The 15,667-nt window shown below is 66.7% G+C and carries 14 protein-coding genes; 8 read left to right on the top strand and 6 right to left on the bottom strand.

Translation table 11 applies throughout. The features are described from left to right. Positions 1-85 precede the first annotated feature (85 nt). Both AC1D1F_RS18435 and ssb read left to right on the top strand, forming a co-directional pair. Positions 86-1,318, top strand: a complete 1,233-nt coding sequence (locus AC1D1F_RS18435) for an MFS transporter (protein WP_477677568.1) — start codon at positions 86-88, stop codon at positions 1,316-1,318. Between the two features lie 55 nt (positions 1,319-1,373). Continuing rightward, complete coding sequence (ssb, locus tag AC1D1F_RS18440) at positions 1,374-1,877, top strand: single-stranded DNA-binding protein (RefSeq protein WP_477677569.1); 504 nt, start codon at positions 1,374-1,376, stop codon at positions 1,875-1,877. Positions 1,878-1,958: 81 nt separating this feature from the next. Here the strand turns inward: ssb and AC1D1F_RS18445 are convergent, their stop codons facing one another. The 3 genes from AC1D1F_RS18445 to AC1D1F_RS18455 are packed head-to-tail and all read right to left on the bottom strand — an operon-like array spanning position 1,959 to position 4,578. Then, a complete protein-coding gene (locus AC1D1F_RS18445) occupies positions 1,959-2,414 on the bottom strand; it encodes a DUF2917 domain-containing protein (RefSeq protein WP_477677570.1) in 456 nt (151 codons plus the stop codon). A 52-nt stretch (positions 2,415-2,466) separates the two neighbouring features. After that, a complete protein-coding gene (locus tag AC1D1F_RS18450; RefSeq protein WP_477696189.1) occupies positions 2,467-4,293 on the bottom strand; it encodes an AfsR/SARP family transcriptional regulator in 1,827 nt (608 codons plus the stop codon). 9 nt (positions 4,294-4,302) lie between these two features. Further along, positions 4,303-4,578 carry a DUF4242 domain-containing protein gene (locus AC1D1F_RS18455; RefSeq protein ID WP_477679118.1) on the bottom strand — a complete coding sequence of 92 codons (276 nt, stop codon included), beginning with the start codon at positions 4,576-4,578 and terminating at the stop codon, positions 4,303-4,305. 316 nt (positions 4,579-4,894) lie between these two features. Between AC1D1F_RS18455 and AC1D1F_RS18460 the strand changes: the two genes are divergently transcribed. After that, positions 4,895-6,097: a MipA/OmpV family protein gene (locus tag AC1D1F_RS18460; protein ID WP_477700797.1), complete on the top strand. Its 1,203-nt coding sequence runs from the start codon at positions 4,895-4,897 to the stop codon at positions 6,095-6,097. Here the strand turns inward: AC1D1F_RS18460 and mnmA are convergent. Beyond that, positions 6,076-7,290 (bottom strand): tRNA 2-thiouridine(34) synthase MnmA, encoded by a 1,215-nt coding sequence (gene mnmA, locus AC1D1F_RS18465; protein ID WP_477696191.1) that lies wholly within the window; start codon positions 7,288-7,290, stop codon positions 6,076-6,078. The genes AC1D1F_RS18460 and mnmA overlap by 22 nt on opposite strands. A 185-nt stretch (positions 7,291-7,475) precedes the next feature. Between mnmA and AC1D1F_RS18470 the strand changes: the two genes are divergently transcribed. Next, positions 7,476-9,077, top strand: a complete 1,602-nt coding sequence (locus AC1D1F_RS18470; protein ID WP_477674903.1) for an OpgD/OpgG family glucan biosynthesis protein — start codon at positions 7,476-7,478, stop codon at positions 9,075-9,077. On the opposite strand, the gene AC1D1F_RS18475 is transcribed toward AC1D1F_RS18470, so the two are convergent. Together AC1D1F_RS18475 and AC1D1F_RS18480 are read right to left on the bottom strand one after the other, a co-directional pair. Then, positions 9,071-9,595 carry an NUDIX hydrolase gene (locus AC1D1F_RS18475; protein ID WP_477674904.1) on the bottom strand — a complete coding sequence of 175 codons (525 nt, stop codon included), beginning with the start codon at positions 9,593-9,595 and terminating at the stop codon, positions 9,071-9,073. The genes AC1D1F_RS18470 and AC1D1F_RS18475 overlap by 7 nt on opposite strands. Before the next feature lie 70 nt (positions 9,596-9,665). Further along, positions 9,666-10,628 carry a LysR family transcriptional regulator gene (locus AC1D1F_RS18480; RefSeq protein WP_477674905.1) on the bottom strand — a complete coding sequence of 321 codons (963 nt, stop codon included), beginning with the start codon at positions 10,626-10,628 and terminating at the stop codon, positions 9,666-9,668. Between the two features lie 156 nt (positions 10,629-10,784). Between AC1D1F_RS18480 and AC1D1F_RS18485 the strand changes: the two genes are divergently transcribed. The 4 genes from AC1D1F_RS18485 to AC1D1F_RS18500 all read left to right on the top strand — a co-directional run bounded on the left by AC1D1F_RS18485 (position 10,785) and on the right by AC1D1F_RS18500 (position 15,498). Further along, positions 10,785-12,320, top strand: a complete 1,536-nt coding sequence (locus AC1D1F_RS18485; protein WP_477674906.1) for a CoA-acylating methylmalonate-semialdehyde dehydrogenase — start codon at positions 10,785-10,787, stop codon at positions 12,318-12,320. Between the two features lie 235 nt (positions 12,321-12,555). Further along, on the top strand, positions 12,556-13,671 hold the full coding sequence (locus tag AC1D1F_RS18490; RefSeq protein ID WP_477674907.1) for a Re/Si-specific NAD(P)(+) transhydrogenase subunit alpha: 1,116 nt from the start codon (positions 12,556-12,558) through the stop codon (positions 13,669-13,671). 79 nt (positions 13,672-13,750) lie between these two features. Further along, entirely contained in the window at positions 13,751-14,077 is a 327-nt protein-coding gene (locus AC1D1F_RS18495; protein WP_477674908.1) for an NAD(P) transhydrogenase subunit alpha part 2, read from the top strand. Beyond that, on the top strand, positions 14,074-15,498 hold the full coding sequence (locus tag AC1D1F_RS18500; RefSeq protein ID WP_477696192.1) for an NAD(P)(+) transhydrogenase (Re/Si-specific) subunit beta: 1,425 nt from the start codon (positions 14,074-14,076) through the stop codon (positions 15,496-15,498). The genes AC1D1F_RS18495 and AC1D1F_RS18500 overlap by 4 nt, the downstream gene beginning before the upstream one ends. The last annotated feature ends 169 nt before the right edge of the window (positions 15,499-15,667 follow it).

Consider the following 15,667-nt stretch of genomic DNA (forward strand, 5'->3'; position numbering starts at 1 on the left):
GGCTTGGGCCTTTTTATTCCGGTTTTTTAGTCTTTTTGCCTGCTTTATTCCCGTGCCCGCGCCATCCTCCCCTGTGTCCTTTCCCATGACCGCCACCGAGCGGCGCGCCAGCGCCTCGCTGGCGTCGATTTTTGCGCTGCGCATGCTGGGCCTGTTCCTGGTGCTGCCGGTGTTCGCGCTGGAGGCGGCCAAATACCCCGGCGGCGACGACCCGGCGCGCGTCGGCCTGGCCATGGGCATTTACGGGCTCACGCAGGGCCTGCTGCAGATCCCTTTCGGCATCGCCTCGGACTGGTGGGGCCGTAAACCGGTGATTATTTCCGGCTTGGTGATTTTTGCCCTGGGCAGTTTCATCGCGGCCTGGGCCCCGGACCTGAACTGGCTGATTGCCGGCCGCTCGCTGCAGGGTGCGGGCGCCATCTCCGCCGCCGTCACCGCGCTGCTGGCCGATTCCACGCGCGATGAGGTGCGCACCAAGGCCATGGCCCTTGTGGGCGGCAGCATCGCGCTGATGTTCGCGCTCTCGCTGCTCGTCGCGCCGCTGCTCGCGGCTTATATCGGGCTGCACGGCCTGTTCGCCCTGACCGGCGCGCTGGCGCTGGCCGGCATCGCGGTAGTCGCCTGGTGGGTGCCGCCCGAGCCGGTAGAACACGTGAATCGCCCGCGCGGCAGCCTGCTCGAAGTCCTGAAAGACCCGGCCCTGCTGCGGCTGGATTTCGGCGTGTTCGTGCTGCATGCGGTGCAATTGGCCATGTGGGTGGCGATTCCGGCGCTGCTGGTGGCGGCTGGGCTGGACAAGGCCGGCCACTGGCAGGTCTACCTGCCGGCGGTGCTGGCCTCATTTGTCGTGATGGGCGCGGTGCTGTTCCCCATGGAGCGGCGCGGCTACCTGCGGGCGGTGTTCCTGGGCGCCGTGGGCCTGGTCTTTGTGGTGCAGCTGGGACTGCTGTGGGTGGCCTCATCGGCCCCGGCGCCGCACGGCCTGGCCGCATTGGCTGCGCTGTTATTCCTGTTTTTCTGCGGTTTCAATGTGCTGGAGGCCACCCAACCCAGCCTGGCGTCCCGCCTGGCGCCCGCGCAGGCGCGCGGCGCGGCCCTGGGGGTGTACAACACCCTTCAATCGCTGGGGTTTTTTGCCGGCGGCGCGGTCGGCGGCTGGGTCACCAAGGCGCACGGCGCCCAGGGGCTTTTCCTGCTGTGCGGCGGCCTGATGCTGGCCTGGCTGCTGGTCGCCTGGCCCATGCGGGCGCCCGGCCGCCATGCGGCTACGGAGCCCTCGGGCGGCGAGGCCTTGCCGGGCCAGCCAGTTAAACTGTAGCCATTCATAAATAGCAGGGCCCCCCGCTCTGTAGATCAGCTCAGGAGAACCCCTCATGGCATCCGTCAATAAAGTCATCGTCGTCGGCAATCTGGGCCGCGACCCCGAAATGCGCAGCTTCCCGAGCGGCGACCAGGTCGCCAACGTCACCATCGCCACCACCGACAAGTGGAAGGACAAGCAGACCGGTGAAATGAAGGAAGCCACTGAATGGCACCGCGTGGTGTTCAACGGCCGCCTGGCCGAGATCGTCGGCCAGTACCTGCGCAAGGGCTCGCAGGTCTATGTGGAAGGCTCGCTGCGCACGCGCAAGTGGACCGACAAGGACGGAATCGAAAAATACACCACCGAAATCCGCGCCGACCAGATGCAGATGCTGGGCAGCCGCCAGGGCATGGGCGGTCCCGGCGGTGACGACGGCGGTGGCGGCGGCGGTTACGAAGCCCCGCGCCAGTCCGCACCTGCGCGCGCGCCGGCTGCAGCCGCACCGCGGCAAGCACCCGCGGCGTCCAAGGCGGCCAGCGGCTTTGACGACATGGACGATGACATCCCGTTCTGACCCGCAACTGACCCGCAGGGCGTAAGCCGCCAGCGGAACAAAAAAAGGCCCCAGGCATTGACGCCTCGGGCCTTTTTTCTTTCAGGAGCGGCGGCCCGGCTCCCTTGCCGCCCCGCCTTCCAGGGCAACGAATACGGCATGGCGGTCGCCGCAACAGCCGCGTGCGCGCCTGGCCCCTGCCGCCGCGTTGCGCGCCAGCGCGGCGAAGCCACGCGCCGCCATCCAGGCCAGGAAGGCCGCGCCGCTCAAGGGCAGGGCAAACCAGGCGCCGGTAAAACCCGCGCGGCGGGGCTCCCAGCGCAGGATCACGCCCTGCGAGCTTCCGGCCGGTTCGATCACCGCGTTCTCATGGTCGCCAAGGCGCACGCGCTGGCCGATGTCGATGAAGTGGTCGCCGGGATCGTTATTGCGCGTGAGCCAGAGCCGGCCCCGCAGCACCGTCAGTTCGCCGCCGCGCCGGGGCAGGCGCAGCGCCTGGCCGGGCACCAGGTGACGGGTTGCGCCGTGACGTACGGCGCCCTTGGATTTTGCATTCATCATGAGCCTTTTGAGGTGTTGCCGTGCGGGCGTGGCCGCGCCGTCGCCGGTGTCAAAGCCCGGCCAGGGCGTGCAGCGCGGGGTTGTCGATCTGGCCGGCGAGCAGCTTCGCCGCAGCCGCGCTCGAGCTGTCGCCCAGGGTGGCGCGATGCAGGCAGGCGCGCACCGTGAGTTCGCGCATGCCGCTGCGCGCGGCGAGGTCCTGCAACTCGTTGACCCAGGCCGAGGCCTGGGGCATGGCCTCGGCCACCGCGACGCCGCACAGCGCGTCGAGCGCATAGCCCTTGCCCCACAGGTAGGCATCGGGCAGGCGCACGCAGCGCGCCAGCGCGTCGACCAGGATTTCGGCGGCGCGCCGGGGTTCGCCGCGCGCCATCGCCACGCGTCCCAGCCCCCGGCCGGCAATGCCTTCCCAGCATGGGTCGCCGATCTGGCAACCGAGCGCGAAGGCATGCTCGAAACGGTTCGCGGCGGCCTCCACGTCGCCGCGCAGCAGGTCGACTTCGGCCCGCAGCGACTGCGGCCAGGGTACAAAAGCGGTCCAGCCCGGCTGGGCCAGCGCCACCGACCGGTCCAGGGCGTCGGCGGCGGCGTCCAGCTCGCCGTGCAGCAGCAGCGCGCGGCCCAGCATGGACAACGCATAGGCGCGCTGCCTGGGGTCACCGGCGGCGGCGCCCAGCGCCTCGGCCTCTCGCAGCAGGGCGATGGCGGGCGCGTAGTGCGCGGTGTCGCTGAGCGCGGAGCCGTGCACGGTGGCGATGCGCGCCTGCTCCGCGCGGTCGCCGCCGGCCAGCGGCGCCGCGCGCTGCAGCCAGGCCAGCGTGCGCTCGTAGCGGCCGCGCAGGAACTCGACGTAACCGAGTTCACGGCAGGCCGCCGCGGCCAGCGCCGGCGAGGCATCACGGCCGACTTCCAGCGCTTCGTGAAGCGCCGTGGCGCCTTCCTCGTCGCGCCCGCGCGCGGCATGCACCAGCGCGCCGCCCAGGGCCACGCGGGCACGCGCGCGCAGCGCCGCGTCGCCGGTGGCGTCGGCCTCGACGATGGCGCGGCGCAGGCATTGCAACCCGGCATCCAGCGCGCCGGCGCCAATCGCCGCCTCCCCGGCTTCCAGTTGCGCGAGTGCCGCGGCGCGCCCGGTGGCGGGCCTCGCGGTGGGCGTCGCGGTGGCTGTGCGCAGGGCGGCATCCAGCGCGGCGCCGGGCTGCACCCCGAGTTCGCGCTGGAACAATTCACGGCAGGCGGCGGCCTGGCGCGCCGCGCCGACCCCGTCGCCTGAAGCCGCGAGGCTGCGCACCAGCAGGGCCTGGTAGTTTTCGTCGAGCGGGTTGTGCCGCACCAGCCGGCCGGCCAGTCCGGCCGCCTCGGCCATGGCGCCGGCGGCCATGCGGGCCAGGGCGGCCTCGCGCAGCACGGCCTCCGCGGCGGCCTGGAGATGGCGGCGCTCCGCGGCGAGCCAGACCTCGAAGGCCGGGCTGCCCGAAAAGTTCATGCCCTCCAGCAGTTCGCGGTCCAGACCGGGCACGCACAGGGCTTGCGCCCAGCTTCCCGACAGCACCGCCCTGAGGTCGACATAACTGGCCGGCGTCAAGGGCAGGGCGATCAGTTCGCCGCGCAGTTCCGCATGGCCGAGCAGGCGGCGCAGTTCGCTGAGGTTCCAGCGCAGGGCGGCCAGCGGGTCTTCGGCATCCTCGAACAGCAAGCCCGCCAGGTGTTTGCGGCTGACCGGCGCATCGCTGCGCACCAGGTAGGCCAGCAGGCCCCAGGCCTTGTGCCCGCGCGGCGCCGGCACGGGCTGGCCGCCGCGCTCCACGCGCGGCGGGCCCAGCAGGTGGACGGCAAGCCCCAGGGGCGGCGGCACGCTGGGGGTTTGCGCGTCCACCGGCGGGCCTCAGGCTTCGGCCGTGGTGGGGTCGATGACGCCGGTGACCCGCGCGACGGAGTCCGCCGGGAAGCCGCCCCTGCGCGCATGCTCCTTCACGAGTTCCTCGCTGGCCGCGTTGTAGATGCAGTACATCTTGCCTCCCGTCAGGTAGCTCTTCACCCACTGCACTTCGGTGCCGAGTTCGCGCAGCACGCCGCACGATTTCTGGGAGATGGAGTGCAGCTCGGCGGGCTTGAGGGCGCCGAGTCCGGGGATGGCACGTTCGATCACGAATTTGGGCATAACAGGCTCCGTAAAAAGTTGAAGGAGACCCGACGATAGGCAGTGTACGTGTGAGCCCGCGTGTGAGGAAATGGGTTCAGAGGGCATGCCGGCCTAGCCCATTTGTGCCTTTTTGCTTACAAGTTGAACGGGCCGGGGCGTGGCGTTCATGGATAGCATCGGAGTGTCCGCAGCGCCCTGCCTGGCGGCGGCCCTTTCCAACAGCAGATTTCCAACAAAAAATGACGAACCTGATCTCCGCGCCGCGCAGCCTTCTTCTGGGCGCCACCTTTGCACTGGGCAGCCTTTGCGGCCTGGGGGCACCCGCTACGACCTGTTGCCGCTTTACCTTTACGAGGGCGAGCGGCTGTTCCTGCATGCCAACCGGGGTGGCGTGAAGCTGCTCAACGGCAGCGAGCGGCGGCTGGACCTTTTTGTGGAGCAGCGCCTGGAGGGCTTTCCCACCGAGCGCCTGCCGGCCAGCCTGGCCGGCATGTCGGCGCGTGACTCCGCCATCGACCTCGGCCTGGCCTACCGCTGGCGCCAGCCCTGGGGCACGCTGCAGGCCGAGCTGGTGCACGACATCGGCAACACCTACAAGGGCAATGAATTCCGCCTTGGCTATACCTACGACTGGCGCTCCGGCCCGTGGATGCTGCGCCCCAGCCTGACGGTGGCGTTTCGCGACGCCAAGCTCAACAACTATTACTACGGCGTGCGGACCAGCGAGGCTACAGCGGGCCGTCCCGCCTATGAGCCCGGCGCGGGCGTGCAGACTTCGCTGGGCCTTTACGGCTCCTATGACGTCACGGAACGCTGGCGCCTGCTGGCCGGCGTATCGGCGACGTTTCTGGGAAACAAGGTCAAGGACAGCCCCATCGTGCAAAAAAGCGTGCTGCCCGCGGTCTATGTGGGCGCGGCCTACGACTTCGGCGGCCATAAGCGCGAGTGGGCCGAGGACGGCTCGCCCACTTACTTCAAGGTGCTGTACGGCAAGTCCACCGAGGACGGCTGCCACCTGGCCAAGATCATCACGGCGCAGTGCCTGTCGACGGCCAAGACCAACCCGACCAGCATCAGCGGCGTGCAGATCGGCAAGCCTTTCATCAACAACGTGAACGGCTGGCCGCTGGACTTCATCGGCTATGTGGGCCTGACCCACCACAACGACCGCGGCCTGCAGCCCAACGGACTGCAGCTCGACCTGTTCATGAAAGCCGTGTATTCAGGCTTCCCCTGGAGCGACCGCGTGAAGACCCGGCTGGGCCTGGGCGTGGGGGTGTCGATGGCGCAGCGCGCCCCTTACATCGAGTCCTCCAGCCTGGCGGCCAACGGCAAGCCGGCATCCCGCATGCTCAACTTCCTGGACCCGACCCTCGACGTGAGCCTGGGCGACCTGATCGGCTACCGGCCGCTCAAGGAAACCTACATCGGTTTCGGCGTGTCGCACCGCTCGGGGATTTTTGGCTCGTCGCGCCTGCTGGGCAACGTCAACGGCGGCTCCAACTACATCTACACCTACGTCGAAACGGCGCTGTGACGCGCCGCGCCGGTGTGAGGTGGCGCCGCCGACTGGTTCTGCACATTGCTGGCGGTGATCACGCCGCCGCCCAGGCAGACCTCGCCCTGGTAGAGCACGGCCGACTGCCCCGGTGTAACTGCCCACTGCGCATCGCTGAACGCCAGCTCACAGCCGGCTATGGAGGACTGGCGAAGTTCGCAGGGCGCGTCGGCCTGCCGGTAACGCGTCTTGGCCGCCATGGCGCCCGGCGCCGGTGCGTTGCCGGCCACCCAGCTGCAGTCCTGCGCCGTCAGCATCGTCGATTGCAGCCAGGGATGCTCATGGCCCTGCACCACCCACAGCGTGTTGGTCTCCAGGTCCTTGCGCGCCACGAACCAGGGCTCGTGTTCGCCCACGCCGCGCAGCCCGCGCGCCTGCGCGGCCTTCAAGTCGGCGCCTTTGGCTTTCACGCCGCCTATGCCCAGGCCCTGGCGCTGGCCCAGCGTATAGAAGGACAGGCCCACGTGTTCGCCCAGCACGCGGCCCTTGTCGTTTTTGATGGGGCCGGGCGCCTTGGCGATGTAGCGGTTCAGGAAATCGCGGAAAGGCCGTTCGCCGATGAAGCAGATGCCGGTCGAGTCCTTTTTCTTGGCATTCGGCAGGCCGATCTCGTCGGCAATGCGGCGCACTTCCGTCTTGTGCAGCTCGCCGACCGGGAACAGCGTCTTCGAAAGCTGCGCCTGGTTCAGCCGGTGCAGGAAATAACTCTGGTCCTTGGCCGGGTCCAGGCCCTTGAGCAGCTCATGCCGGCCGCTGGCTTCGTTGTGGCGCACGCGTGCATAGTGTCCGGTCGCGATTTTTTCAGCGCCCAGGCGCATGGCGTGGTCCAGGAAGGCCTTGAACTTGATCTCGGCATTGCACAGGATGTCGGGGTTGGGCGTGCGGCCGGCCTGGTATTCGCGCAGGAATTCGGCGAACACGCGGTCCTTGTAGTCGGCCGCGAAATTGACATGCTCGATCTCGATGCCGATCACGTCGGCCACGGCCGCGGCGTCGACAAAATCAATGTTGGACGAGCAGTATTCGCTGTCGTCGTCATCTTCCCAGTTCTTCATGAAGATGCCGATGACCTCGTGGCCCTGCTGTTTGAGCAGGTGCGCCGTCACCGCGGAGTCCACGCCTCCGCTCAAACCCACGACGATCCGCTGCGCGGACTTGCCTTTTTGACCCATGGGGCAATTATCCCCGCAGCCCCAAACACCGGGGGTTTGCGGGGATGATGGCGCGCCCGGGCGCGGCTCGCCGGAGCAAACCGCCGGGTTTGCTAAGCCGTTCGGACTATTGTCGATGGCTGCACCGCATCTTTGCAGGTGTTTCCAGCACAATGGAATGCCCCCTTCTTGCAGGAGCTGCCACATTGCAACGACGTCAATTTCTTTCCCGCACCGGGCAGGCCGTCACGGCTGCCGGCATGGCCACCGGGCTGCCATGGCTTTCGTCACTGGCCCAGGCTGCGGGCCTCAAGCCCGTGGGCAAAGCCCAGGCCTTCGACTACGCGGTGCTCAAGGGCCAGGCGCGCGACTTGTCGGCCAAACCCTTCCAGCCCCGGTCGACAACCTTGCCGGCCGGTATTTCGGACTTGAACTGGGACCAGCACCAGGCCATCCGCTTTCGTGACGACCATGCCTTGTGGGGCGATGACAAGCTGCGCTTCGTGGCCAAGTTTTTCCACCTCGGCCTGTTCTTCAAGGCACCGGTGCGCATGCATGAAGTGAGCAACGGCCAGGCGCAGGAGCTGGCCTATGACCCGGCCATGTTTGATTACGGAAAAAGCGGTGTGCGGGGCGACAAGCTGCCCGCCGATCTCGGTTTTGCCGGCTTCCGGCTGAATTTCCACACCGATCCGGTGCGTGACGTGGCGGCCTTCCTCGGTGCAAGCTACTTTCGCGCGGTGGGCGGCGAATGGCAGTATGGCCAGTCGGCACGTGGCCTGGCCATCGACACGGCGCAAACTTTCCCGGAAGAGTTTCCGGATTTCATCGGCTACTGGCTCGAAAAGCCGGACCCGAAATCGGCTTCACTGACCGTCTACGCCCTGCTGGACTCGCCGAGTGTCAGCGGCGCCTACCGTTTTGTAATCACGCCGGGCGACACGCAGGTCATGGACCTGGACGTGGCGCTGTACCCGCGTAAAACCATAGCCCGCCTGGGCATCGCGCCGTGCACCAGCATGTTCCAGACCGGCGAGAACGACAGGCGCATGGGCTGGGACTGGCGCGGCGAAATCCACGACACCGACGGCCTGGCCATGCACAGCGGCACGGGCGAATGGCTGTGGCGCCCATTGACCAACCCGGCGCAACTGCAATTCAACGCCTTCCAGGACGACAACCCGCGCGGTTTTGGCCTGATGCAGCGCGACCGCAACTTCGACCATTACCAGGACGACGGCGTGTTCTATGACAAGCGCCCGAGCCTGTGGGTCGAGCCCAAAACGGGCTGGGGTGCGGGCTCGGTGCAGCTGGTGGAAATCCCGACGGTGGACGAAACCTTTGACAACATCGTGGCCTTCTGGAACCCCAGGGACAAGCCGCAGGCAGGGCAGGAACTGCTGTTTTCCTACCGGTTGCACTGGGGTGGCCAGCCGCCTGCCGCGCAAGGGCCGCTGGCGCGCTGCGTGGCCACGCGCACCGGCCTGGGCGGCGTGGTCGGGCAAAAGCGCACAGCCTATGCATGGCGTTTTGCCGTCGATTTTGCGGGTGGCGACTTTGGATTGCTGAGCGCCAAGGCCCAGGTCAAAGCCGTGATCACCGCCTCGCGCGGCACGATTGAATTGACGTCGGCCCGGCCGCTGGACGCCATCAAGGGCTGGCGCGCCATGTTCGACCTGCGCCCCGATGGCGACAGCACCGCACCCATCAACCTGCGCATGCATTTGCAGGTCGACGGCCAGTCATTGACGGAAACCTGGCTGTACCAATGGACACCGCCGCCTGTGGCGCAGCGGATTCTTTACTGAGGACTGCCCTGGCCCAGCGGAGCATGCACACTGGGATCCGTGGTCACCAGGTTCAGCGGGTAGCGCTTGCCGGCCAGGTAGTCTTCCATGCAGGTCAGCAACAGGGGGCTGCGGTGCATGGGGACGCTGGCCCGGATCTCGTCGGCCGTCAGCCAGACGGTGCGCACAATGCCTTCGTCCAGCGCCTGGCCGGGCACGTGCTCGCCGAGTTCGCCGCAGAAGGCGAAGCGCAAATAGGTGATGTCCAGCGCTTCGTCCTGCCCGGGCACGGCCCGCTCGAAGCGCGAAAGGTAGATGCCGACGATGGCGGTGGGCTTGAAGTGGAAGGCGGTCTCTTCCAGCGTCTCGCGGGCGCAGCCCTGCACCGGGCTTTCGCCCGGGTCCAGATGGCCGGCGGGGTTGTTGAGCTTCAGGCCGTCCCGGGTTTCCTCCTCCACCAGCAGGAACTTGGGGACGCCGTCGATTATTTTTTCTATGACCGCAGCGACCGTGACGCTGGGCTTCCATCGATTGTTCATGGCCGTGATTATCCGTGGCGCGGGTGACAGTTCTTCCGGGTATTTTTCCCCGGGCCCGGTTGAGCAGCTTCTATGACATCGGCGCCGCTTGCACGGCACCGAACCCGCGGGCAAAACTCTCGCGCAGGTGCTCGACAAAATACTGCACCGCCTTGGGCACCTGGGCCGACCAGGGCCGCAGGGCATAGATGCGCTCGCCGAAGAAGCCTTGCACCTGCCAGTCGGGAAGCACATGAACCAGAGATGGGGACTGGCCGCCGCCCGCGGGCACGCTGAAGTCCGGCAGCAGGCCTATGCCCAGGCCGGCCACCAGCGCCTCGCGCAGCACTTCGCTGTTGTTGGCCTTCAGGGTGCCGGTGATGTTGACGCCGACCTGTTCGCGCGACTTGCGCTTTCCGCTGCGCACAAAGGTCCAGCTTGCGGTGTTGTGGCTGCCCAGGTAGAGCAGGCAGTCGTGCGCGGCGAGTTCCGCCGGCTGCGTGGGCACGCCGCGCCGCGCCAGGTAGTCGGGGCTGGCCAGCAGGATGGAGCGTGTCTCGCACAGCACCCAGGCCACATGGGTCTCGGGCGGCGCGTTGGTGTGGCGTATCGCCAGGTCGAAACCCTCGTTGGCCAGGTTCACGAAGCGGTCGGTCAGCTCGAGCTCGATGTGGATCTCGGGAAAGCGCTTGAGGAAGGCCGCCACGCAGGGCGCCAGGTGCTGCCGTCCCAGCGCGACCGGCGCGGTCACGCGGATCAGCCCGCGCGGCGTGCCCACCAGGTCTTTCACGGCCGAATAGCTTTCGCTGATGCGGTTGAAGGCCGGCTGCATGCCGTTGACCAGCTGCTGGCCGGCCTCGGTCAGTCCCACCGAACGCGTGGTGCGCCGCACCAGCGTCACGCCGGCGGCGCGCTCCAGTTCGCTGATGCGCATGCTGGCCGAGGCCTTGGAGACGCCCAGGCGGCGCGCCGTCTCGGTAAAGCTGCGGGTGGCGGCCAGCACGGTCAGCAGGTGCAGGTCGGCCACGAGGGGGGAAAGCTGGTCGGAGGACATCGGTGAAGCGCTCCAGGCGTCTGATTGTTCAAAAATATGAACAATGTAATCACAAATGAGGGAGTTATCAATCCGGCCCTGCGCGCCTAGACTGCCATCAAGCCGACCTTTTCGGCGCTTGCAACCCGCCGCCAGGCCACTTCCACAGGATTCCCCATGTCTTTATCCCCCGCCGCCACCGCTCCCCAGGCCACCATAGGCCATTACCTGCAAGGCCGCGTCGCCGCACCGGCCTCGGGCCGCAGCCAGGAAGTCTTCAACCCCGCGACCGGCGCGGTGTCGGGCCACGTCGCGCTGGCCAGCACGGCCGAGGTCGACGCCGCCGTGGCGTCCGCGCAGGCGGCCTTCCCGGCCTGGGCCGACACGCCGCCGCTGCGCCGCGCGCGCGTGCTGTTCAAGTTCCTGGAGCTGTTGAACCAGAACAAGGACAAGCTGGCCCACATGATCACCGCCGAGCACGGCAAGGTCTTCACCGACGCGCAGGGTGAAGTCTCGCGCGGCATCGACATCGTGGAATTCGCCTGTGGGATCCCGCAACTGCTCAAGGGCGACTTCACCGACCAGGTCAGCACCGGCATCGACAACTGGACGCTGCGCCAGCCCCTCGGTGTGGTGGCCGGCATCACGCCTTTCAATTTCCCGGTGATGGTGCCGATGTGGATGTTCCCGGTGGCGATTGCCGCCGGCAACTGCTTTGTGCTCAAGCCCAGCCCCATAGACCCCAGCCCCAGCCTCTTCATGGCCGACCTGCTCAAGCAAGCCGGCCTGCCCGACGGCGTCTTCAACGTGGTGCAGGGCGACAAGGAGGCGGTCGACGCGCTGCTGGTGCACCCCGACGTGAAAGCCGTGTCCTTTGTCGGCTCCACGCCGATCGCCAACTACATCTATGAGACCGGCGCGCGCCACGGCAAGCGCGTGCAGGCCCTGGGCGGCGCGAAGAACCACATGGTGGTCATGCCCGACGCCGACCTCGAGCAGGCGGTGGACGCGCTGATAGGCGCGGGCTACGGCTCGGCCGGTGAGCGCTGCATGGCGATCTCGGTGGCCGTGCTGGTCGGCAATGTCGCCGACAAGCTGGTGCCCATGCTGGAAGCGCGCGCCAGGACCCTGGTGATCAAGAACGGCGTGGAACTTGACGCCGAGATGGGCCCCATCGTCACCTCGGCTGCGCACCAGCGCATCACGGGCTACATCGACACCGGCGTGAAAGAGGGCGCCAAGCTGCTGGTCGACGGGCGCGGCTTCACGGGCGCCCAGGCCGGCGCCGGCTGCGACAAGGGTTTCTGGATGGGCGGCACGCTGTTCGACCACGTCACGCCCGGGATGCGCATTTACAAGGAAGAAATCTTCGGCCCGGTGCTGGGCTGCGTCCGCGTGAAGGATTTCGCCGAAGCGGTGAACCTCATCAACGCCCATGAGTTCGGCAACGGCGTGAGCTGCTTCACCCGAGACGGCAATGTGGCGCGCGAGTTCAGCCGGCGCATCCAGGTCGGCATGGTCGGCATCAACGTGCCGATTCCGGTGCCCATGGCCTGGCACGGCTTCGGCGGCTGGAAAAAGAGCCTCTTCGGCGATATGCACGCCTATGGCGAAGAGGGCGTGCGCTTCTACACCAAGCAAAAATCCATCATGCAGCGCTGGCCCGAAAGCATCGGCAAGGGCGCCGAGTTCGTGATGCCCACGGCCAAATAACACGGCGCACCGCCGGGCAGGACAGCCCCGTCAGCCGCATGGCGGTTGATGGGGCTTATTTTTGTGGCCAGCATTGGAACAGGCAAAAACTATAGACTGCCCTGACAAAAAATCGCAAAAATCTCATGTAAGCTTCATGACAGGTACAAACACACACGCAGAAGACAGATCGCGCACAAGCCCGCCCGCGGGCTGATGTCCACCAAGCCCATACCAACGTACTGAGGAGAGACCCATGCTGATTGGGGTACCCGCCGAAATCACGGCCGGAGAAACACGCGTCGCCATCACGCCCGAAACGGCCAAAAAGCTCAAGGCCCAGGGGCATACCGTCCGGGTGCAGTCGGGCGCCGGCGTCGCCGCCAGCGTTCCCGACGAAGCCTACACGGCCGTCGGCGCGGAGATCACCGACGCGGCGGGCGCCTACGGCGCCGACATCGTGCTCAAGGTGCGTTGCCCGCTGGACAGCGAAATGGGGCTGGCCAAAGCCGGCGGCGTGCTGGTTGGCATGCTCAATCCTTTTGACGCCGCCGGGCTGCAGCGCCTGGCCGCGGGCAAGCTGACCTCCTTCGCACTCGAAGCCGCGCCGCGCACCAGCCGCGCGCAAAGCATGGATGTGCTGTCTTCCCAGGCCAACATCGCCGGCTACAAGGCCGTGATGATGGCGGCCGACCGCTACCAGCGCTTCTTCCCCATGCTGATGACGGCGGCCGGCACGGTCAAGGCCGCGCGCGTGGTGATCCTGGGTGTCGGCGTCGCCGGCCTGCAGGCCATCGCCACGGCCAAGCGCCTGGGTGCGGTGATTGAAGCCAGCGACGTGCGCCCCAGCGTGAAAGAACAGGTCGAATCGCTGGGCGGCAAGTTCATCGACGTGCCCTATGAAACCGATGAAGAGCGCGAAGCCGCCGTCGGCGTGGGCGGTTATGCCAAACCCATGCCGCCCAGCTGGCTGGAACGGCAAAAGGCCGAAGTCGCCAAGCGCGTCGCGCAAGCCGACGTGGTCATCACCACGGCGCTGATCCCGGGCCGCGCGGCTCCGGTGCTGGTCACCGAGGACATGGTCAAGGCCATGAAACCCGGCAGCGTGATCGTCGACCTGGCCGCGCCCCAGGGCGGCAACTGCCCGCTCACCGAAGCCGGCAAGACCGTGGTCAAGCACGGCGTGACCTTGATCGGTGAAACCAATGTGCCGGCGCTGGTCGCGGCCGATGCCAGTGCGCTTTACGCGCGCAACCTGCTCGACTTCCTCAAGCTCATCATCACCAAAGAGGGTGAATTGAAGATCGACCTTGAAGACGACATTGTTGCAGCCTGCCTGATGACGCAAGGTGGCGAAGTCAAACGCAAATAGCCGCCTCGAACCCACCAGCCCCCGGACCCATCGTAATAAGGCCGGCCCCAAGGCCGGCGCAGCTCTCACGGAGAAGACCATGGATGCAGTGTCACCCACCATCATCAACCTGATTATTTTTGTACTGGCCATCTATGTGGGCTACCACGTGGTGTGGACCGTCACGCCGGCCCTGCACACGCCGCTGATGGCGGTGACCAACGCGATTTCGGCCATCGTGATCGTGGGCGCCATGCTCGCGGCCGCGCTGACCGAAACGCCGCTGGGCAAAACCATGGGCGTGCTGGCCGTGGCGCTGGCGGCCGTCAACATCTTCGGCGGCTTCCTGGTGACGCGCCGGATGCTCGAGATGTTCCGCAAGAAAGAAAAGAAAGCCGCCGCGCCCGCTGAAGGAGCCGCCAAATGAGCATGAACCTCGTCACGCTGCTGTACCTGGTAGCTTCCGTCTGTTTCATTCAGGCGCTCAAGGGCCTGTCACACCCCACCAGCTCGATACGCGGCAACCTGTTCGGCATGGTCGGCATGGCCATTGCCATGCTGACGACGGCCGCGCTGATCGTCGAAATCTCGGGCGGCAAGGCCCTTGGCATGGGCTATGTTCTGTTGGGCCTGGTGGTCGGCGGGGGCTATGGCGCCTGGCGCGCCAAGACGGTCGAAATGACCAAGATGCCCGAGCTGGTGGCTTTCTTCCACAGCATGATCGGTCTGGCCGCGGTCTTTATCGCCGTGGCCGCCGTGGCCGAGCCCTACGCTTTCGGCATCGCGGCCAAAGGCAATCCCATCCCCACCGGCAACCGGCTCGAGTTGTTCCTCGGCGCGGCCATTGGCGCCATCACCTTCAGCGGCTCGGTGATCGCTTTCGGCAAACTGTCGGGCACCTACAAGTTCCGCCTGTTCCAGGGCACGCCGGTGCAGTTCGCCGGCCAGCACAAGCTGAACCTGGTCCTGGGCCTGCTGACCATAGGCCTCGGGCTGGTGTTCATGTTCACCGGCAGCTGGCCAGCCTTTTTCGCGATGCTGGCGCTGAGCTTCGTGATGGGCGTGCTGATCATCATCCCGATCGGCGGCGCCGACATGCCGGTGGTGGTGTCCATGCTCAACAGCTATTCGGGCTGGGCGGCGGCCGGCATCGGTTTTTCGCTCAACAACTCCATGCTGATCATCGCCGGCTCGCTGGTCGGCTCATCGGGCGCCATCCTCTCGTACATCATGTGCAAGGCGATGAACCGCTCCTTCTTCAACGTGATCCTGGGCGGCTTCGGCGGTGAGCCCGGCGCGGCCGCCGCGGGCGCCAAAGAGCAGCGCCCCGTCAAGTCGGGTTCCGCCGATGACGCCGCCTTCATCCTGGGCAATGCCGAAACCGTGATCATCGTGCCCGGCTACGGCCTGGCGGTGGCGCGCGCGCAGCACTCGGTCAAAGAGCTGGCGCAAAAGCTCATCGAAAAGGGCGTCAACGTCAAGTACGCCATCCACCCGGTGGCCGGCCGCATGCCGGGCCACATGAACGTGCTGCTGGCCGAGGCCGAAGTGCCTTACGACCAGGTGTATGAAATGGAAGACATCAACGCCGAGTTCGGCCAGGCCGACGTCGCCATCATCCTGGGCGCCAACGACGTGGTAAATCCCGCCGCGCACGTCAAGGGCAGCGCCATTTACGGCATGCCCATCCTGGAGGCCTACAAGGCCAAGACGGTCATCGTCAACAAGCGCTCCATGGCGGCCGGCTACGCGGGCCTGGACAACGAGCTCTTCTACATGGACAAAACCATGATGGTCTTCGGCGACGCCAAAAAGGTCATTGAAGACATGGGCAAGGCCATCGAGTAAGCAATAAGCGCCGGCCGACGGGTTTTCCCGCGGCCCCGCGCCGCTCCCTCTGGTTTAGAGGAGCTTCCCTTCTGATTTCCCGGGTTTCCTAGGGAAAACGCAATAGCCACGAAGAGGGCGTGCCGTGAGAATCCATGGCTGTAAGCAAAACGTAATGGAGAAGACAAAC

It is taken from the genome of Polaromonas sp. P1_H6, assembly GCF_056405195.1.

Coding starts and splice junctions, on each gene's coding strand:
- AC1D1F_RS18485 (WP_477674906.1), top strand. CDS start 10,785: ATGTCTTTATCCCCCGCCGCCACCGCTCCCCAGGCCACCATAGGCCAT.
- ssb (WP_477677569.1), top strand. CDS start 1,374: ATGGCATCCGTCAATAAAGTCATCGTCGTCGGCAATCTGGGCCGCGAC.
- AC1D1F_RS18445 (WP_477677570.1), bottom strand. CDS start 2,414: ATGAATGCAAAATCCAAGGGCGCCGTACGTCACGGCGCAACCCGTCAC.
- AC1D1F_RS18480 (WP_477674905.1), bottom strand. CDS start 10,628: ATGTCCTCCGACCAGCTTTCCCCCCTCGTGGCCGACCTGCACCTGCTG.
- mnmA (WP_477696191.1), bottom strand. CDS start 7,290: ATGGGTCAAAAAGGCAAGTCCGCGCAGCGGATCGTCGTGGGTTTGAGC.
- AC1D1F_RS18495 (WP_477674908.1), top strand. CDS start 13,751: ATGGATGCAGTGTCACCCACCATCATCAACCTGATTATTTTTGTACTG.
- AC1D1F_RS18435 (WP_477677568.1), top strand. CDS start 86: ATGACCGCCACCGAGCGGCGCGCCAGCGCCTCGCTGGCGTCGATTTTT.
- AC1D1F_RS18500 (WP_477696192.1), top strand. CDS start 14,074: ATGAGCATGAACCTCGTCACGCTGCTGTACCTGGTAGCTTCCGTCTGT.
- AC1D1F_RS18475 (WP_477674904.1), bottom strand. CDS start 9,595: ATGAACAATCGATGGAAGCCCAGCGTCACGGTCGCTGCGGTCATAGAA.
- AC1D1F_RS18490 (WP_477674907.1), top strand. CDS start 12,556: ATGCTGATTGGGGTACCCGCCGAAATCACGGCCGGAGAAACACGCGTC.
- AC1D1F_RS18455 (WP_477679118.1), bottom strand. CDS start 4,578: ATGCCCAAATTCGTGATCGAACGTGCCATCCCCGGACTCGGCGCCCTC.